The following is a 15,747-nucleotide window of genomic DNA, read 5'->3' on the forward strand; positions in this document are numbered from 1 at the left end:
GCTTTTCTGCTATGCATCATCCCGATTTCCGCCTTCATGCGGGTCTTGGGATGCTTGCTTGAAAGTGCTGGTCTGGAATTCGGTTTGATGCGCCTGCTGCAAAAGAATCTCTGCGTGATCGCCATGTCGCTGGCCGTTGTGTCCAGCGGCCATGCCGCGCCGCTTGTCGAGCCCACGCTGCACATCAAGCCGGACGCAGGCGGAGCCGGCCGCGTTGCGCTCACGCTCGATGCCTGCGGTGGCCAGATCGACAACCGGATCCTTTCGGCGTTGGTCGAAAACAAGATACCCGCCACCATTTTCGTGACCGGCATCTGGCTCAAGCGAAACGCAGCCGCTGTCGAGATCATGCGGGCGCATCCAGAGCTGTTCGAGCTGGAAAATCACGGCGGCCACCATATTCCGGCGGTCGATACGCCGCTGAAAATCTACGGTATCCGCAGCGCCGGCAGTCCTGACGCCGTGCTGGCCGAGGTCGAGTCGGGTGCCGCGGCCCTTGCCGGGACCGGTGAGCCGGCGCCGAAATGGTTTCGTGGCGCGACCGCCGAATACAGCCCGTCGGCCATTGCCATGATCCGCAAGCTTGGCTTCAAGATCGCCGGATTCTCGATAAACGGCGACGGCGGCTCATTGCTCGGCGCCAAGGAAACCGCGCGGCGCATTGCAGCGGCCAAGGACGGTGACGTCATCATCTCGCACATCAACCAGCCGACCCATGCGGCCGGCGAAGGCGTGGTGCAGGGCCTTTTGGCGCTCAAGGAAAAAGGCCTGACCTTTGTGCGGCTCGACGATGCCGACGGCATCGGCAATCACGGCACCACGGACTGAGGGTGAGTTGATATTCAGCCGGCCTGACCTGAATCTCAATGCACCCTGACTGCCTTCAAGTCGAAGAACTCAGCCCGGTTTGGCTTCGATGCTAACCTTGCTGGCGTAGAATGCGCCGTGGTCGCGGATTTCGGCCATTTCGTGGAAAGGCTGCTCGTAAGCCCACATCGCGTTCTGGCCGGTCTCGCCCGCGGGCAGCACGCTCCAATAGCTGGCATCGCCCTTATAGGGGCAATGGGTCGAGTGTTCCGTGCGGGCGAGCTTGCCGAAATCGACGTCGGCGAACGGAATGTAGAAGACCGCGGGATACGGGGACTCGGCCAGCACCTTGGCCTTCGTCGATGAAGCTATGACCGTGTCTCCGGCACGCACCGTAACGGTGCCGATATAGGGCTCGATGGTGATGACCTTGTCGGGATTGCGCTGAAAGCCGGGTGCCGGGTTGGCGATCTGATCCATGTGGGGGTCTCCTTGCCTCGGCCTTAAGGTGTGTCGCGCAAGCGCATTGCGCAAGGGCCGGCTGTCAGCAGCGACACGCAAGTCACTTCCCCGGGCCTAGTGTGGCCCGACCACGCCTTTGAAGATGGCCTTGTCGGCTGAAGATGGCCTGTCGGCGACCGTCAGGCGGCGGCCTTGAACGCATCCATGAGCCCGGCGTAGGCGGCTGCGATACCGGCCACCGGGTTGCTGCTTCTCGACACGGTCTCGACCTTCAAGTGGCCACCACCGGTAGGCAAGGTGAGCAGCAGGAACTGCCGGTTGCCACCGTCGCCGATGGAAGCGGCCGCGACGTGCTGGCCCGCGCCTTCGTTCTGGACGCACATCTTGAACAGCAGCGTGCCGCCGACCGCTTCGAGCGCGCCGCCGACAACTTCAACAAATTCATCTTCGGAAACAGTCTTTGTATCCGGCCCCAGATCGGCCAGACTTTCGGCAAGCGTATCTTCGAGGGCCTTGTCGTCGAGCAGCGCGTCCATGCGAACCTCTTTCAGTCGCCAATCGCCCCTTGCCCGTTAACGAAACTTAACGCCGACGATGGCCGGATTGTGGCGGTTTGCTCCGTCATGCCGATCAATGCCGCGCTTGCCCATGCTGGTGGCTGGACAATCCGGCAGTTCGCTCCACAATGGCAGCAAAAGCACAACGCAAAAGCGTGAGGGAGGAACCAATGCTGGGACTGATGCAGGAATGGCCGCTGCTTTGCCATAAGCTCATCGACAATGCCGAGCGGCAGCATGGCGCGCGCGAGATCGTGTCGCGCTCGATCGAGGGGCCGATCGTGCGCACCAGCTATGCGGACATCCACCGTCGCGCCCTGAAGGTCGCCCAGCGGCTGGAACGCGACGGCTATCGCCTGGGCGACCGCATCGCCACGCTGGCCTGGAACACCGCACGCCACATCGAGGCCTGGTACGGCATCATGGGCATCGGCGCCATCTACCACACGCTCAATCCGCGCCTGTTTCCCGAGCAGATCGTCTGGATCATGAACCATGCCGAGGACAAGGCCGTCTTCGTCGACCTGACCTTCGTGCCGCTGCTCGAGAAGATCGCCGGCGCCGTCAAGTCGCTGAAACAGGTGATCGTGCTGACCGACAAGACGCACATGCCGCAGACGACACTGCCGAATGTGGTTGCCTATGAAGAATGGCTTGACGAGACGGATGGCGACTTCGCCTGGAAGACCTTCGACGAAGGCACGGCCGCCGGCATGTGCTACACGTCGGGGACCACGGGCGATCCCAAGGGCGTCGTCTACAGCCACCGTTCGAACGTGCTGCATGCCATGATCGCCGCCATGCCCGACGCGATGGGGCTGTCGTCGCGCGATACGATCTTGCCGGTCGTGCCGATGTTTCACGCCAATGCCTGGGGCCTCGGCCAGAGCGGGCCGATGATCGGCGCCAAGCTGGTCATGCCCGGCTGCAAGATGGACGGCGCCTCGATCTACGAATTGCTCGACACCGAGAAGGTGACCTTCAGCGCCGCCGTGCCGACCGTCTGGATGATGCTGCTGCAGCATCTGGAGGAGACCGGCAAGAAGCTTCCCTATCTGAACAAGGTGGTCATCGGCGGCTCATCCTGCCCACGCGCGATCATGACCAAGTTTCAGGAGAACTACGACGTCCAGGTCATCCACGCCTGGGGCATGACCGAAATGTCGCCGCTCGGCACGCTGTGCACCTTGAAGCCGGACTATGCCGGTCTCCAGGGTGAAGCCCGGCTCGATGTGCAGCAGAAACAGGGCTACCCGCCCTTCGGCGTCGAAATGAAGGTGACCGACGACGACGGCAACGCGCAGCCCTGGGATGGCAAGACATTTGGCCGCTTGAAAGTGCGTGGACCGGCCATTGCCCGCGCCTACTATGGCGGTGTTGGCTCGGAGCAGTTCGACGAGGACGGCTGGTTCGACACCGGCGACGTCGCTCACATCGACGCCGGCGGCTATATGCAGATCACCGATCGCGCCAAGGACGTCATCAAATCCGGCGGCGAATGGATTTCGACCATCGATCTCGAGAATCTGGCTGTCGGTCACCCGGATGTCGCCGAGGCGGCAGCCATCGGCGTTCATCATTCGAAATGGGGCGAGCGTCCGTTGCTGGTCGTTGTTCGCAAGCCGGGCAAGGAGCCGACCAAGGCGGACATTCTCGATTTCATGGACGGCAAGGTCGCCAAATGGTGGATGCCGGACGATGTCGCTTTCGTCGGCGAAATTCCGCACACCGCCACCGGCAAGATCCAGAAGGTCACCTTGCGTCAGCAATTCAGGAACTATCGCTTGCCGACGGATTGACGGGAATGTTGCGTGTCGGCTTCAAGCCGCCCAACTGCAGCGCCGCGCGCCCTTTCAGGCACGCAAAGGACGCTGTAGCATTTTCTAGCTGATGCGTGATCCCTGCCGGAAATCGATTCCGATTTCCGGGGTCATGCGCTAAGTCTCCGTTCGGATTGGGGTGGTGCGGCAATCGATGGCAAGTATTCCTGAACGGCAGACGTCGAGGGCGGCCGGCTGGTCGCGGCGCACCGGAGCCTTTTCGGCGGTGCTGCTGCTGACCGCTTTTGTCGGTCATCGCTTCGACCTCGTCGAAACGCCTGTTTTCCTGTGGGTGCTGGGTATCGTCGCGTTGCTGGCGGCCCTGGCGCTGTTGTTTGCCGGGTTTGCCTTTTCGCGGCTGTGGAATTTTGGCGACCTTGGTGGTCGCGACCTGACGGTCGGCGCCTTGCTGGCGCTGCTGGTGCTCGCGCCTTATGGCGTTGCCGCCTACTGGGCGACAATCTATCCGCCGCTCAGGGACATCTCGACGGATTTCGACAATCCGCCCGCGCTCGACGTGAGCGACCGGACGAGGGACATGAATGTGCTCTCCCCACCCACATCAGGCGAACAGCGGCTGCTGACCGAGAGCTATCCGCTGGTCAGCGGACGCAGCTACGATCTGCCGTTCGAAACTGTGGTGGATGCCGTCGAAACCGTGCTCGACCGACGCGATTGGGACCTTTCCGAACCCTATCCGGACCTCAGAGGGCAAAGCGAGGTGACGATTGCCGCGGTGGCCAAGGGTTTCGTCCTCGGTCTTCCCGCCGACGTCGCGATCCGGGTGACCGACGACGGCGACACGATCATCGTCGACATGCGGTCGGCTTCTCGCTACGGCCGCTACGACCTCGGCGACAACGCCGCGCGTATCGTCGATTTCCTCGCCGAACTCGACCAGGAGGTCGCCGGTCAGGTTGGTGCGGCTCCGGCCGAATGAGGCGTCGGGACTTGGCAACCGCTCCATCTCTTGTTTTGACGCAATCCCGGACGGAAAACCGTTTCACACTTTTCCTGGAATTGCTCTATCTGGCCGGCTTGAAAATGCCGTCAATGGCCGGGGCGGCATCTGTCACGACCAGACCGCGTGCCACCAAGTCCTCGATATGGGCAAGCACCGACAATCCGGCAGCGCCGTGCAGCCGCGGGTCGGTATCGCGATAGATCGCCTTGACCATGTCTGCGATCGTCCGGTCGCCGGCTCTGAGCCGCTCCAGGATGGCGCGCTCGCGCATCTTGCGATGCGTCTTCAACCCGCGCATGAAACCGCGCGGCGCCGTCACCGGCCCGCCATGTCCGGGCAGCAGCAAGCGGTCGCCTCGTTCGATCAACCGGTCGAGCGAGGCCATATAGTCAGCCATCGCCCCATCCGGCGGCGCGACGATGGAGGTTGCCCACGCCATGACATGATCGGCCGAAAACAGGATCCCGGTTCCTTCCAGCGCGAATGCCGCGTGATTGGCTGTGTGGCCAGGGGTCAGAACCGTCCTGATCGACCAGCCATCGCCGTCGATCACCTTGCCGTCGGGCAGTGCGATATCGGGAACGAAGGCCGTGTCGGCACTGGCGTCGAGCGCGTTGGTCTCGCCGATATGCAAGGGCCTGGCGGGGCGATGTGGTCCCTCTGCCAGCACGGCGGCGCCGGTCCGCTCTTTCAGCCGGGCCGCCAGCGGAGAGTGGTCGCGGTGCGTGTGGCTGACGAAGATATGGCTGACCGGCCGGCCGGCGATCACGTCGAGCAGCGCGTGCAGATGCGTCTCGTCATCCGGCCCCGGATCGATCACCGCCAGCGTATCGCGGCCAACGATGTAGCTGTTGGTGCCGTGGAATGTGAAAGGGCTTGGATTGCGCGCCGTGATGCGTTGGATATCCGGCGCGACGCTTACCCCCAGGCCATAGAAGGGGTCGAAGCCGGTGTCGAATCTGAGAGCCATGGCAGGTGCATCGGTGCTTTGTTTGAGGAGACGGCAAAACCGATTGCCGCATAACGCGCAAGCCAATATAGGAGAACGCGAGGCCGCGAACATAAGATAGCGGCGACCGGATTGGGGAAATACCATGGCAATTGCAACAACGATGCGTCCGCTTGTGTCCCTGGCTTTGCCGCAAACGGGCGCGGCGCGGCTGGCAACGCAGCTTTTCCTGGCGATCGCCGGAACGCTGCTGCTGACCCTGTCGGCCAAGACCAAGGTGGTGCTCGGGCCGGTCGACATTTCGATGCAGACGCTGGCCGTGTTGCTGATCGCCGCCACCTTCGGCATGCGTCTCGGCGTCGCCACCTTGCTGCTCTACATGGCGGAGGGCGCGATGGGCTTTCCGGTCTTCCAGAGCACCCCGGAAAAGGGTATCGGCATTGCTTACATGGTCGGCCCGACCGGCGGCTATCTCTTGGGTTTCGTGGCCATGGCGGCGATTGTCGGCTGGGCCGCCGATCGGGGCTGGGACCGCCATCCGGTCAAGCTTTTCAACGCCATGCTGGTTGCCGAAGTCGTCATGATGGCCATGGGCTTTGCCTGGCTGGCGCTGCTGATCGGTCCCGAAAAGTCGTGGCAGTTCGGCGTCGTGCCGTTCATCGTCGGCGATTTGATCAAGGTTGCCCTTGCGGCAAGCCTGGTGCCGGCCGTGTGGTCGCTGCTGAAGCGCGGCTGATTGGGCGGAGCGGGTTCCTGGCTCGCGCCGGTCAGTCAAATCCGGTCCTGAATGAGGTTATCGGCAGGTCCCGGCGTCGTGCCTGCAGGGCATGAAAATATGGGCATCGCTGTCGAATCGCCAAAGGCGAGACGTCTGGTTTGTTCTGCGAACGAAACGGGGGAGCCAGGCGCATCAGATTTTTTCACCTTGGCCCGACGTTTCGATCGTTCTCAGGACGGCGAAACGGTGCTTCCCGGCTTTGGTGCGCGTAGCCAATGCGAAGTATGAATCCGGATAGCAAGCGCAGGAAGCAGATGGATCTTGCCTCCAGGAAAATAGCGGTCATCGGGCTTGGCTATGTCGGTCTGCCGCTGGCGGTCGCCTTCGGCGCCATCAGGGATGTCGTCGGGTTTGACGTCGACCAGTCGAGGGTGGACGCGCTGAAGCGTGGCGACGACCATACGCTTGAAGCCAGCAGTGATGAGATCAGTGCTGCTTCGCGGCTGACATTCACCACCGACAAGGCTGATCTGCGCGATTGCGGGATTTTCATCGTCACGGTTCCGACGCCGATCGACAGGGCCAACCGGCCGGACCTGAAGCCGCTGATCATGGCGTCGACGACGGTCGGCGAGGTCATCTCGCCAGGCGCGGTGGTGATCTTCGAATCGACGGTCTATCCCGGCTGTACGGAAGAGGTGTGCGCGCCGCTCATCGAGAAACATTCGGGTCTGCGCTACAATGAGGGGTTTTTCCTCGGCTACAGTCCAGAGCGCATCAACCCGGGCGACCGCGAGCATCGGTTGCAGACGATCGTCAAGGTCACCAGCGGCTCCACGCCGGAAGCGGCGGAGGCCATCGATGCGCTCTATGCCTCGATCGTGCCGGCGGGCACGCATCGTACCTCGAGCATTGCGGTCGCCGAGGCGGCCAAAGTCATCGAGAACACCCAGAGGGACCTCAACATCGCGCTGATGAACGAACTGTCGCTCATCTTCGGCAAGCTCGGCATCGACACCTCCGAAGTGCTGGAAGCCGCCGGCACCAAATGGAATTTCCTCCACTTCACGCCAGGCCTTGTCGGCGGTCACTGCATTGGCGTCGATCCCTATTATCTCACCCACAAGGCCCAGGAACTCGGCTATCATCCCGAGGTGATCCTTGCCGGCCGCCGCATCAATGACGGCATGGGCCAGCACGCGGCGGACCAGACTGCCCGCCTGATGATGCGCAAGGGGATACCTGTCGTTGGCAGCCGGATTCTGGTCATGGGCGCGGCTTTCAAGGAAAATTGTCCGGACCTGAGAAATTCCAAGGTGGCCGACATTGTCGCCCAACTGAAGCAATACAATGCCGGCATCGACATCTGGGACCCCTGGGTCGACGCGCAGGAATGCGCGCGCGCCTTCGGCATACCGAGCATGAAGGAGATTCCCGACGGGCGCTATGACGGCGTCATCGTGGCTGTCGGGCACAGTCAGTTCCGCGAACTGGGCGTCGCCGGCCTGCAAGCGCTTTGCAAGGACCCGGGCGTCATCTACGATATCAAGGGCCTGTTTCCCAGGCATGTCACGGACGGGCGCTTCTGATGAAGGTCCTGGTCACCGGCGCCGCCGGCTTCATCGGCTATCACGTAGCGAAGCGCCTGCTGGAGCGCGGCGACGAGGTTGTCGGCATCGACAGCGTCAACAGCTATTACGATCCGCAGATCAAGGAGGCGAGGCTGCGGCTGCTGAAGGAAGCGGGCCGCAAGACCAATGCGGGATATCATTTCATTCGCGGCAATCTCGCCGACAAACGCGTGGTCGACGGCTGTTTTGCCGATCATGCATTCGACCGGGTGATCCATCTCGCCGCCCAGGCCGGGGTTCGCTACAGCCTGGAAAACCCGCATGCCTATGTCGAAAGCAACATCATCGCCTACGCCAACATGCTCGAAGCCTGCCGCGGCAGCGCCGTTGCGCACCTGACTTATGCCAGCACCTCGAGTGTCTACGGCGCCAACACCGACATGCCGTTTTCCGAGCATCGGCCGGCCGATCACCCGCTGCAGTTCTATGCCGCGACCAAGCGCGCCAACGAGTTGATGGCGCATAGCTACAGCCATTTGTTCGGGCTGCCGACGACCGGGCTTCGCTTCTTTACCGTGTACGGTCCCTGGGGGCGCCCGGACATGGCGCTTTTCCTGTTCACCAGGAGCATTCTTGCCGGCGAGCCGATCAAGCTGTTCAACAACGGCAACCACACCCGCGACTTCACCTATATCGACGATATCGCCGAAGGCGTCGTCCGGGCCAGCGACAGCCCGGCGGTCCGCAATGCCGCCTGGGACTCCAGCCGTCCGGATCCGGCCACGAGCAGCGCCCCGTGGCGCATCTTCAACATCGGCAACAACAACCCGGTGAAGCTGGCCGCCTATGTCGAGGCGCTGGAAAACGCGCTTGGCAGGAAGGCCATCATCGAACTGCTGCCGCTGCAGCCCGGCGACGTGCCCGATACCTTTGCCGATACATCGGCGCTGGAGCAGGCGGTCGGCTACCGCCCGACGACGACGGTGACCGAGGGGGTAGGGCGGTTTGTGGACTGGTACCAGGCGTATTTTGGGCTGACCTAGCTGAGCCCGCATCTTGGCCCGAAATAGTCCGGCCGTTGTCAAGCGCCGAGATTGACAAGCCATTGCGTGGAACCTAAGCACGAGCGGTTTATGTCAGGGCTGGGGGTTTTAGGCATGTCAAGGAGAGCTTCTTGAAAGGAATTATCCTTGCTGGAGGCAGCGGAACGCGCCTCTATCCGCTAACGCTGGCAGTCTCCAAGCAAATCCTTCCGATATACGACAAGCCGATGATCTATTATCCGCTGAGCGTTTTGATGCTCGCGGGTATCCGTGAAATTCTGGTCATTTCGACGCCGCGGGATCTGCCGGTTTTCCGCGAGTTGCTTGGCGACGGATCGAACTTCGGGCTTGAGCTGTCCTATGCTGAGCAACCGCAACCCAACGGGCTCGCGGAAGCCTTCATCATCGGCCGGAATTTCATCGGCAACGACAGTGTGTCGATGATCCTCGGCGACAACATCTATTTCGGCGATGGGCTGTCGCAGCTCTGCCGTGCGGCGGCATCGCGCGAAAAGGGGGCTTCGGTGTTCGCCTACCATGTCGAGGATCCCCAACGTTATGGCGTCGTTTCCTTCGACAAGGTCACCGGAACCGCCTTGACGATCGAGGAAAAGCCAGCCCAGCCGAAATCCAACTGGGCTGTCACCGGTCTCTATTTCTATGACAACGATGTCGTTGACATCGCCCCCGCGATCCGGCCGTCGGCGCGTGGTGAACTCGAGATCACGGCGGTCAACAACGTCTATCTCGATCGTGGCCAGCTGCATGTGCACCGGTTGGGGCGCGGTTACGCCTGGCTCGACACCGGCACCCATGACAGCTTGCACGAAGCGTCCTCCTTCGTGCGCACGATCGAACATCGCCAGGGCATCAAGGTCGCCTGCCCGGAGGAAATCGCCTTCGAACAAGGCTGGCTGACGGCGGACGAAGTCCTCCAGCGCGCCACCCGCCTGGGAAAAAACGAGTACGCCGCCTATCTGCGCCGGCGTGTCGTCGAGCGGTTGGAGGAATAAATGCTGGAGGTCAGGTCCCTTGGCATCGAAGGCGTGCTGGAAATCATTCCGAAACGACATGGCGACGCCCGCGGTTACTTTGTCGAAACCTATCAAGCCGAGCGCTTTTCGCAGGCCGGCATAGGCTTGAGTTTCGTACAGGACAATCAGTCCTATTCCGCTGCGGCAGGCGTGCTGCGCGGGCTTCACTACCAGCTTGCGCCGCGAGCCCAGGACAAGCTGCTGCGTGTCATCCGGGGTGCGCTGTTGGACGTCGCGGTCGACATTCGCCGCAGTTCGCCAACCTTCGGAAAATGGGTTGCGCTCGAAATTACCGCTGAAAAGGGCAACCAGATTCTGGTGCCAAAGGGCTTTGCGCATGGCTTCGTGACGCTCGTGCCGGACACCGAAGTCTTGTACAAGGTGACCGATACCTATTCGCCCGAACACGACCGCTCGATCCGTTTCGACGATCCTGCCATCGGCATCGAATGGCCGTCATTGGCTGGCGGGTTCCAGCTTTCGGACAAGGACCTCAGGGCGCCGGTGCTGGCCGCCGCCGAGGTGTTTACCTGATGGGTTGCATGAGGACAGCAGCATGAATTTCCTAGTGACAGGCGGTGCCGGCTTCATCGGCTCGGCGGTGTGCCGGCATCTGTGCGCCAACCCGGCCTATCGCGTGACCAATCTGGACAAGCTCACCTATGCGGGAAATCTGGCCTCGCTGCGGCCGATCGAGAATGCGCACAATTACCGCTTCGCTCATGCCGATATCTGCGACGAGAGGGCAGTGCTCGACATCCTCCGGCGGGACGATATCGACATCGTCATGAACCTCGCCGCCGAGAGCCATGTCGACCGCTCGATCGACGGACCGGGCGCCTTCATCGAAACCAACATCGTCGGCACCTACAAGGTGCTGAATGCTACCCTGGAATATTGGCGCGGCCTTCCCGATGAGAAGAAGAACCGCTTCCGCTTCCATCATGTCTCGACCGACGAAGTGTTCGGCGATCTTCCCTTCGACGGCGGCCTGTTCGTCGAGGAAACGCCTTACGCACCCTCTTCGCCCTATTCCGCCTCGAAGGCGGCGTCAGACCATCTGGTGCGGGCCTGGCACGAAACCTATGGCCTGCCGGTCGTGCTTTCCAATTGTTCGAACAACTACGGACCCTATCACTTTCCCGAAAAGCTCATCCCGCTGGTCATCCTCAACGCGCTCGACGAAAAGCCGCTGCCGGTCTATGGCGCCGGCGCCAACGTGCGCGACTGGCTGTTCGTCGAGGACCATGCGCGCGCGCTGGAACTGGTTGCCACCAAAGGCACGCCAGGCGAGAGCTACAATGTCGGCGGCAATTCGGAGCGGACAAACCTGAGCGTCGTCGAGACGATCTGCGATCTGCTCGACATCAGGCGCCCCCGTTCCGGCGGCAAGAGCTATCGCGACCTGATCTCTTTCGTCACCGACCGTCCCGGCCATGACCGCCGCTATGCCATCGACGCATCGAAAATAAACCGGGACCTCGGCTGGGCACCCAGCGAGAATTTCGACAGCGGCCTGGCGAGAACCGTGGACTGGTTCCTGGACAACAAATGGTGGTGGGGGCCGATCCGCGAACAGCACTATGCTGGTGAAAGATTGGGTGAAGCGCGCAAGGGGGCCGCGTGAGGCTCGTTGTCACCGGACGTGAAGGCCAGGTCGTGGCAAGCCTTCTGGAGGCCGGCCCAGGGCGCGACGGCGTGGAAGTCGTTGCCATTGGCCGTCCGGATCTCGATCTGGCAAACCCCGGCACCGTCATTGACGCCATAGCGGCCGCGAAGCCGGATATCGTCGTGTCGGCTGCCGCCTACACGGCCGTGGACCAGGCCGAGGACGAGCCGGATGTGGCGTTTGCGGTGAACGCTGTCGGCGCCGGCAAGGTGGCCGAAGCCGCGGCGCGGCTCGGCATTCCCGTCATCCATCTTTCGACTGACTATGTCTTCGACGGCCGCGCTTCCGGTGCCTATATCGAAACCGACGCGACCGCACCGCAAAGCGTTTATGGTGCCTCCAAGCTCGCCGGCGAACAGGCGGTGGCCGCTGCCAATCCACGCCATCTGATCCTGCGCACGGCATGGGTCTACAGCCCGTTCGGCAAGAATTTCGTCAAGACCATGCTGCGGCTTGCCGCCGACCGGGATGAGCTCGCCGTGGTGGCCGATCAGTGGGGAAATCCCACCTCCGCGCTGGATATCGCCGACGCAATCCTGCATGCGGCAGCACAGCTGCATGGCGACAAGAGCTTCGCTGCATTCGGCGTCTATCACCTGGCCGGCACAGGCGAGGCCAACTGGAGCGGCTTTGCCCGCCATATCCTGGACACAAGCCGAGTGTCTGGTGGTCCTTGGGCGCGGGTACGGGACATTGCTACGATGGACTATCCGACCAAGGCGCGACGCCCCGCTAATTCCCGGCTATCGAGCGCCAAATTCGCCTCCGTCTTCGGATGGAATGCGCCGGACTGGCGGCTATCGACGGAAGCGGTGGTGCGTCGTGTCCTGGTCTGAGAGACGGGATGGGCTTTGAGGCATGACGAACCCATCGCCGGAAAACATGCCCGATGCAGAGGTCGGCGCAAAGGAGGTCGGCCCAGAGGCGGTCGCCCCGGAGACTGTCGGCCCAAAGGTGATCGGCGAGGTGCCCCCGAGCGTTCCGACCAAGACGCAGGCCGCGCCGCTTGGAGCGCACGCCCCCTCACTTCGCGATCTGTACGATGCCCATAGCGGCAAAGTGTCGGACAAATGGTCCACCTATCTGGACGCATATGACCGCATTTTTTTGGACTATCGGAATAGGCCGGTTCGCCTCCTGGAAATTGGCGTTCAAAACGGTGGTTCGCTCGAAATCTGGCCGCGATATTTCCCGAATTCGGAGCTTATTCTTGGCTGCGATATCGACGTGGCCTGCAGCGGTCTGATTTTCGACGATAAGAAGATCGCCATGGTTATCGGCGATGCCAATACTGATGAAGTGGAACAAAGAATTGTCGAAAAATCCGCGACATTCGACATCATAATCGATGACGGATCGCACAAGTCATCAGACATCGTTCGTTCGTTCGCTCGTTATTTCCCCCATCTTTCTGATGGGGGAGTTTACATAGCTGAAGATTTGCATAGCAGCTACTGGCGGGAACTCGAGGGCGGTCTCTATGATCCACTTTCGTCGATGTCGTTCTTCAAGCGCCTGCTTGATGTGCTCAACCATGAGCATTGGGGACTGCCTCGCGTTCGGGCGGATGTTTTAGCCACTTTCGCCGATAGGTATGAAACCGAATTCGGGGAAGATTCGCTGGCATCCGTTCATTCCGTCGAATTTTTAAACTCGCTCTGTATTATAACCAAGCGACCTAATCGGGAAAATGTTCTCGGGGCTCGCAATGTGCAAGGCGGGGTTGCACTCGCCGACAGGAGAATGGTTCGTCTTGACGGCACGACAAGTGAGGCGATCGATCAAGCCGGAAATCCATGGTCCCTAACGTCGACGACCATGGAAGCGGAGATTGAAACCAGCAGGGCGTTGGTGACGCGCAGCGCGATGCGCATAGAGGAACTCTCACGGGAGATAGCCGAAACACGCGAACAGCTCCGGAGCGGCCACGACGAGATCGCACGGATGAGGGCGCACCTCGTCGAGAGAGCCGAAGAGATCCGGGTCTTGCAAGAAGAAATATCGGCTGCGCACGCGGCTGCAGGCGCGCTAATGGCCGAGCGCGACAGCGCACGCACGCTGCAGGCCGAGCGCGACGACGAGATCGCGCGAGCGCAAGTGGTGATGGCTGCGCTCCAGGAGAAGTTGAAGCAAAGTGAATTCGCTGTTCAAGAACTCAGGGGCTCAACGAGTTGGCGAATAACCAGTCCCCTGCGAGCGCTATCTGTGAGTGTCAGGTGGTTACTGAAAATGGTCGCCTCGGTTTTTCGTTGAGGCGAAATCCGGCTCGTACACAACGCATGAATTGAATTGCCCTGGTGGGAGCTCTGACCGAAAGCTTGCATCATCCATGGCCCTCAAGTGAATTCGCGTTGAATGCCATCGACTCAGCGCCGTCCGGAGCCCTCCCTGCGCCGCTGTTGATGGCCGCAAAACAGGTTATTTTGCCAAAGCAGGTAGCGCGCGGGAGCAAAGTTCTTTAGGTCCATGACCGAAGACCGCAGCTGATCGATCTTGAAGAGGGTGGATTGTCAAAGCTTATTATTCAAATCCCATGCCTGAATGAGGAGGGGACGCTCGCTGTCACGCTTGCTGATCTCCCGCGTCAGGTCGCGGGGTTCGATGCCGTGGAATGGCTCGTAATCGACGACGGCTCCACCGACCGCACGGTCGAGGTTGCCCGGGAAAACGGCGTGGACCACGTGGTCTCACTGCCCCATAATCAGGGGCTAGCCAAGGCGTTCATGACCGGTATTGAAACCGCGCTGAAACTAGGCGCGGATGTAATTGTCAACACCGATGCCGACAACCAGTACGATGCCTCCTGCATTCCCGACCTGGTCCGCCCCATATTGGAAAAAAAGGCTCAGATCGTCATCGGCGCAAGGCCGATCAGTGAGATAGAGCATTTTTCACCCGTCAAGAAATTTCTGCAGAAGCTTGGGAGCTTCGTTGTCAAGCTTGCCAGTGGCACGACGGTTCCCGACGCGCCAAGCGGTTTCCGTGCCATTCATCGCGACGCGGCCATACAGCTCAATGTCTTTAACCGCTACACCTATACGCTGGAAACGATCATCCAGGCGGGACGCAGGAACATTCCCATTACCTCCGTGCCGATCCGCGTAAACGGGGATCTTCGGCCCTCGCGGCTGGTCAAGAGCATACCAAGCTATGTGCGGCGCTCCTTGATAACGGTCGTGAGGATTTTTATCGTCTATAGCCCGCTGCGCTTCTTCTCGGTGTGTGCGGCTATCGTCGCCGCGCCGGGGTTGATCATGGTCGTCCGGTTTCTTTTCCATTACTGGATGGGCGAAGGCAGTGGCAACATCCAGTCGCTCGTTCTTTCCAGCGCCTTGCTCGCGCTTGCTGGCATCCTCGCCATGAGCGGCGTCATTTCCGAACTAGTCGCAGTTAATCGGCAATTGCTTGAAGAAATCAGGATCAGGCAATTGCAGCAGGAGCACGGCGGAAGGGCCCGGATCCGGTCATTTGCATTAGAGAACAAAGAGACAAAAGTTAAAAAAGATAGCGTAGGCGGAGCAATATAGATGAATGAAGCGCCGCTAGCCTACGACAACGTTCCGGGAAATTTTTACGACAAGTACAATACTCAGAATCCGATTGCTCGATACCTCATGCAGGGCTTTCTACGCAACTTCGATATGATGACGGCTGAGACAGGCGTTCGCGATGCGTACGAGGTTGGCTGCGGCGAAGGAAATTTGTCTATTCGTCTTCATGATCAGGGGTGGAATGTCCGCGGGAGTGACTTGGAAGCTGTCAGTGTTTCGGAGGCCAATCAGCAATGTGCCAAGCGCGGCATAGCTCCGATATTTGAAGCCCGCTCGCTTTTCGACCTGAGGCCGGAAGAGGATTCCGCCGAATTGGTGATATGCTGCGAAGTTCTTGAGCATGTTCCCAACACCGAGCAAGCACTCTCGGTGCTAAAATCGTTGGCCAAGCCATACCTTCTTGTTAGCGTGCCGCGAGAGCCGATATGGCGGGTGCTTAATATTGCCAGAGGAAAATACATAGCGGACTTTGGAAATACGCCAGGGCATATCAACCATTGGTCATCCGCCTCCTTCGTCAATTTGCTAAGCAATTCGCTCAAAATCGTGAAGGTCTGCAAACCGTTTCCTTGGACCATGGTCCTTTGCCGCTGTGACTAAGA

General features: G+C 60.7%; 16 protein-coding genes. 13 read left to right on the top strand and 3 right to left on the bottom strand.

Annotated elements, in window-relative coordinates; translation table 11 throughout:
- The first annotated feature begins 87 nt into the window (after window positions 1–87).
- Entirely contained in the window at window positions 88–828 is a 741-nt protein-coding gene (locus ACFSQT_RS28650; RefSeq protein ID WP_379024454.1) for a polysaccharide deacetylase family protein, read from the top strand.
- A gap of 69 nt (window positions 829–897) precedes the next feature.
- Here the strand turns inward: ACFSQT_RS28650 and ACFSQT_RS28655 are convergent, their stop codons facing one another.
- The gene (locus ACFSQT_RS28655) at window positions 898–1,287 is read right to left on the bottom strand and encodes a DUF427 domain-containing protein (protein WP_379024456.1); all 390 of its coding nucleotides are present in this window, start codon (window positions 1,285–1,287) and stop codon (window positions 898–900) included.
- Window positions 1,288–1,448: 161 nt separating this feature from the next.
- Window positions 1,449–1,805 (bottom strand): hypothetical protein, encoded by a 357-nt coding sequence (locus ACFSQT_RS28660; RefSeq protein ID WP_379024458.1) that lies wholly within the window; start codon window positions 1,803–1,805, stop codon window positions 1,449–1,451.
- Between the two features lie 191 nt (window positions 1,806–1,996).
- On the opposite strand from ACFSQT_RS28660, the gene ACFSQT_RS28665 reads away from it, so the two are divergent.
- Both ACFSQT_RS28665 and ACFSQT_RS28670 read left to right on the top strand, forming a co-directional pair.
- Entirely contained in the window at window positions 1,997–3,625 is a 1,629-nt protein-coding gene (locus tag ACFSQT_RS28665) for a fatty-acid--CoA ligase (protein WP_379024460.1), read from the top strand.
- 175 nt (window positions 3,626–3,800) lie between these two features.
- Entirely contained in the window at window positions 3,801–4,586 is a 786-nt protein-coding gene (locus ACFSQT_RS28670; RefSeq protein WP_379024462.1) for a DUF1499 domain-containing protein, read from the top strand.
- An 85-nt stretch (window positions 4,587–4,671) separates the two neighbouring features.
- Here the strand turns inward: ACFSQT_RS28670 and ACFSQT_RS28675 are convergent, their stop codons facing one another.
- Entirely contained in the window at window positions 4,672–5,580 is a 909-nt protein-coding gene (locus ACFSQT_RS28675; protein WP_379024464.1) for an MBL fold metallo-hydrolase, read from the bottom strand.
- Window positions 5,581–5,704: 124 nt separating this feature from the next.
- Between ACFSQT_RS28675 and ACFSQT_RS28680 the strand changes: the two genes are divergently transcribed.
- The 10 genes from ACFSQT_RS28680 (at window position 5,705) to ACFSQT_RS28725 (ending at window position 15,745) form a co-directional block, all read left to right on the top strand.
- Window positions 5,705–6,295, top strand: a complete 591-nt coding sequence (locus ACFSQT_RS28680) for a biotin transporter BioY (protein ID WP_379024467.1) — start codon at window positions 5,705–5,707, stop codon at window positions 6,293–6,295.
- Window positions 6,296–6,591: 296 nt separating this feature from the next.
- Window positions 6,592–7,866 carry a nucleotide sugar dehydrogenase gene (locus tag ACFSQT_RS28685; protein WP_379024469.1) on the top strand — a complete coding sequence of 425 codons (1,275 nt, stop codon included), beginning with the start codon at window positions 6,592–6,594 and terminating at the stop codon, window positions 7,864–7,866.
- Complete coding sequence (locus ACFSQT_RS28690; protein ID WP_379024471.1) at window positions 7,866–8,891, top strand: NAD-dependent epimerase; 1,026 nt, start codon at window positions 7,866–7,868, stop codon at window positions 8,889–8,891. The genes ACFSQT_RS28685 and ACFSQT_RS28690 overlap by 1 nt, the downstream gene beginning before the upstream one ends.
- A 131-nt stretch (window positions 8,892–9,022) precedes the next feature.
- A complete protein-coding gene (rfbA, locus tag ACFSQT_RS28695; protein ID WP_379024473.1) occupies window positions 9,023–9,904 on the top strand; it encodes a glucose-1-phosphate thymidylyltransferase RfbA in 882 nt (293 codons plus the stop codon).
- Entirely contained in the window at window positions 9,905–10,459 is a 555-nt protein-coding gene (rfbC, locus tag ACFSQT_RS28700) for a dTDP-4-dehydrorhamnose 3,5-epimerase (protein WP_379024475.1), read from the top strand. It abuts the gene before it with no gap.
- 22 nt (window positions 10,460–10,481) lie between these two features.
- Window positions 10,482–11,552: a dTDP-glucose 4,6-dehydratase gene (gene rfbB, locus ACFSQT_RS28705; protein WP_379024477.1), complete on the top strand. Its 1,071-nt coding sequence runs from the start codon at window positions 10,482–10,484 to the stop codon at window positions 11,550–11,552.
- Window positions 11,549–12,430, top strand: coding sequence for a dTDP-4-dehydrorhamnose reductase (rfbD, locus tag ACFSQT_RS28710; protein WP_379024479.1), 882 nt, complete (start codon window positions 11,549–11,551; stop codon window positions 12,428–12,430). Before rfbB ends, rfbD begins: the two co-directional genes overlap by 4 nt.
- Window positions 12,431–12,452: 22 nt before the next feature.
- Entirely contained in the window at window positions 12,453–13,847 is a 1,395-nt protein-coding gene (locus tag ACFSQT_RS28715; protein ID WP_379024481.1) for a class I SAM-dependent methyltransferase, read from the top strand.
- A gap of 254 nt (window positions 13,848–14,101) precedes the next feature.
- Window positions 14,102–15,121: a glycosyltransferase family 2 protein gene (locus ACFSQT_RS28720; RefSeq protein WP_379024483.1), complete on the top strand. Its 1,020-nt coding sequence runs from the start codon at window positions 14,102–14,104 to the stop codon at window positions 15,119–15,121.
- Window positions 15,122–15,745 carry a class I SAM-dependent methyltransferase gene (locus ACFSQT_RS28725; RefSeq protein WP_379024485.1) on the top strand — a complete coding sequence of 208 codons (624 nt, stop codon included), beginning with the start codon at window positions 15,122–15,124 and terminating at the stop codon, window positions 15,743–15,745.
- The last annotated feature ends 2 nt before the right edge of the window (window positions 15,746–15,747 follow it).

It is taken from the genome of Mesorhizobium calcicola, assembly GCF_042682105.1.
GTDB classification, from domain to species: domain Bacteria; phylum Pseudomonadota; class Alphaproteobacteria; order Rhizobiales; family Rhizobiaceae; genus Mesorhizobium; species Mesorhizobium calcicola.

Excerpts from the sequence above, each read along its gene's own strand:
- ACFSQT_RS28650 (WP_379024454.1), top strand. The coding sequence starts at position 88 with ATGCGCCTGCTGCAAAAGAATCTCTGCGTGATCGCCATGTCGCTGGCC.
- ACFSQT_RS28655 (WP_379024456.1), bottom strand. The coding sequence starts at position 1,287 with ATGGATCAGATCGCCAACCCGGCACCCGGCTTTCAGCGCAATCCCGAC.
- ACFSQT_RS28660 (WP_379024458.1), bottom strand. The coding sequence starts at position 1,805 with ATGGACGCGCTGCTCGACGACAAGGCCCTCGAAGATACGCTTGCCGAA.
- ACFSQT_RS28665 (WP_379024460.1), top strand. The coding sequence starts at position 1,997 with ATGCTGGGACTGATGCAGGAATGGCCGCTGCTTTGCCATAAGCTCATC.
- ACFSQT_RS28670 (WP_379024462.1), top strand. The coding sequence starts at position 3,801 with ATGGCAAGTATTCCTGAACGGCAGACGTCGAGGGCGGCCGGCTGGTCG.
- ACFSQT_RS28675 (WP_379024464.1), bottom strand. The coding sequence starts at position 5,580 with ATGGCTCTCAGATTCGACACCGGCTTCGACCCCTTCTATGGCCTGGGG.
- ACFSQT_RS28680 (WP_379024467.1), top strand. The coding sequence starts at position 5,705 with ATGGCAATTGCAACAACGATGCGTCCGCTTGTGTCCCTGGCTTTGCCG.
- ACFSQT_RS28685 (WP_379024469.1), top strand. The coding sequence starts at position 6,592 with ATGGATCTTGCCTCCAGGAAAATAGCGGTCATCGGGCTTGGCTATGTC.
- ACFSQT_RS28690 (WP_379024471.1), top strand. The coding sequence starts at position 7,866 with ATGAAGGTCCTGGTCACCGGCGCCGCCGGCTTCATCGGCTATCACGTA.
- rfbC (WP_379024475.1), top strand. The coding sequence starts at position 9,905 with ATGCTGGAGGTCAGGTCCCTTGGCATCGAAGGCGTGCTGGAAATCATT.
- rfbB (WP_379024477.1), top strand. The coding sequence starts at position 10,482 with ATGAATTTCCTAGTGACAGGCGGTGCCGGCTTCATCGGCTCGGCGGTG.
- ACFSQT_RS28715 (WP_379024481.1), top strand. The coding sequence starts at position 12,453 with ATGACGAACCCATCGCCGGAAAACATGCCCGATGCAGAGGTCGGCGCA.
- ACFSQT_RS28725 (WP_379024485.1), top strand. The coding sequence starts at position 15,122 with ATGAATGAAGCGCCGCTAGCCTACGACAACGTTCCGGGAAATTTTTAC.